General features: G+C 68.6%; 3 protein-coding genes. All 3 read right to left on the reverse strand.

From position 1 onward, the window contains the following. Positions 1-124: 124 nt before the first annotated feature. The 3 genes from JMF86_RS15300 to fliE all read right to left on the reverse strand — a co-directional run bounded on the left by JMF86_RS15300 (position 125) and on the right by fliE (position 1,436). Positions 125-457 (reverse strand): flagellar protein FliT, encoded by a 333-nt coding sequence (locus JMF86_RS15300; RefSeq protein ID WP_011546441.1) that lies wholly within the window; start codon positions 455-457, stop codon positions 125-127. Next, positions 454-888, reverse strand: a complete 435-nt coding sequence (gene fliS, locus JMF86_RS15305; protein WP_006477524.1) for a flagellar export chaperone FliS — start codon at positions 886-888, stop codon at positions 454-456. The genes JMF86_RS15300 and fliS overlap by 4 nt, the downstream gene beginning before the upstream one ends. 203 nt (positions 889-1,091) lie before the next feature. Beyond that, positions 1,092-1,436, reverse strand: a complete 345-nt coding sequence (gene fliE, locus JMF86_RS15310; RefSeq protein WP_006486991.1) for a flagellar hook-basal body complex protein FliE — start codon at positions 1,434-1,436, stop codon at positions 1,092-1,094. Positions 1,437-1,681 lie beyond the last annotated feature (245 nt).

Consider the following 1,681-nt stretch of genomic DNA (forward strand, 5'->3'; position numbering starts at 1 on the left):
CAAACAGACCCTACACATCGTTGCGAATCCGGGGCGCGGCACGCCGGTGCCGCCCGCGGGAACAGCGCGCGCCGCGTGCGGCGCCGGGCCCGGGCGCCGCGCGCCCGTCTCCCGGAACACGGCCCTACCCGCGCGCGCGGTAGAGGTCGGTCAATACCTGGGTCGAGCGCCGCGCCTCGAACAGCGCGGACAGCCGCGCGACGTCCGGGCTCGCGAGATCGCGGATCGCGGCGTCGTCGGCCAGGATGCGGCGGATCAGGTCGAGCTTGCGGCCGAGATCCGATTCGTCGAGCGCGACGCCCGGATCGGCCTCCTTCAACCCGTCGACGAGCTGCATGAATTCGGCCTGCAACCCCGGCAACGCGCTCCAGTCGGCGCCGCGCGCGGCGCACAGCATCCGGCCCGACACGGCGGCGAGCGCCTCGTAACGCGCGAAGTATTCGGCCTTGAGATTCATCGTGATGCTTCCGCTACCTGTTGCGCGGCCATCCGCGCGACTTCCGGGGCGATGCCCGTCCATGCTTCCTCGAGCGTCGCGAGCAGGCCGTCGACCTCGACCAGCATCGCGTCGCTCGCCTGCGCGTTCGCTTCCAGCAGGCGCCGGCCGATATACGCATACAGCGCATTGAGGCGCTCGGCGATCTCGCCGCCCGCGTCGCGGTTCAGCGACGCCTGCAGGCCGCTCTCGACGATCCGGATCGCCTTGCCGATCGCTTCGCCGCGCCCGGACACGTTGTCCTGCTGCAAATGCATGCGCGCCAGCGCGATCGCCTGCCGGGCGCCCTGGTACAGCATCGCGATCAGCCGGTGCGGGGAGGCGCCCATCACCCCGGTCTCGACGCCGACACGCGCGTACGCACTGGCTCCAGCGTGTCCTGGGGAAAACATGCGCTTCTCCTTGTTATGTGCCTTGGCTATGCGGGAGCCGCCGCCGTGCGTCGCACGGCGCGGCCTTCACCGGAGTTATCGGAAGGGATTTGGAAAGCTTTAGGTGAGCAAGGGCTGCCGCCGGGCGGCCGATGCCGGCGCGCCGGTCTCGTTCTGCAAGCCCCGGGCCGTGCCCGGATACCCGTCGTCGAATGGCCGCCCCTTTACACCGACATCTGCATGATGTCGTTGTAAGCGCTCACTAACTTGTTGCGGACCTGGAGCCCGAACTGGAAGCCGATATTGGCTTTCTGCATGTCGACCATCACGTCGTTCAGCGAGATGTTCGGCGCGCCGACCTCGAACGCCTTCGCCTCGCCGAGCGCGTGCTGCTGGTCGCCGCTGATCTTGTCGAGCGATGCCTTCATCGCGCTCGCGAACGTGCCGGCCGTCGCCGCACCCGAGCCGGCCAGCGCCGCCGTCGGGCTCGCGACGCCGCCGGACGCCTGCGCGGCCATCGACTGCATCTGTTGCAACACCGAACCGATTCCGCTGACGTTCGCAGTCATGCTGTCCCCAGACATAGAGAAAAGACCCGGACGCACCGGGCGATCCGCCGGCGCCGCACCACGCGCACCATGCCGGATCGCGAAAAAGGATAGCAGCGCGGCGCGCGTCAAAGCCGCGAAAGTACGGGGGAAACCCCGCTCTTTTCGGTCGATCGGAGTGCGCCGCCGGTCACGATAATCGCATCGTGTCATTGTCCGCCCGCTCGTCCGAGCGAGCTCAGTCGTCCCGCTCCGGAGAAACTCGA

Source organism: Burkholderia sp. E168m15 (assembly GCF_016586105.1).
Taxonomy (GTDB): domain Bacteria; phylum Pseudomonadota; class Gammaproteobacteria; order Burkholderiales; family Burkholderiaceae; genus Burkholderia; species Burkholderia orbicola.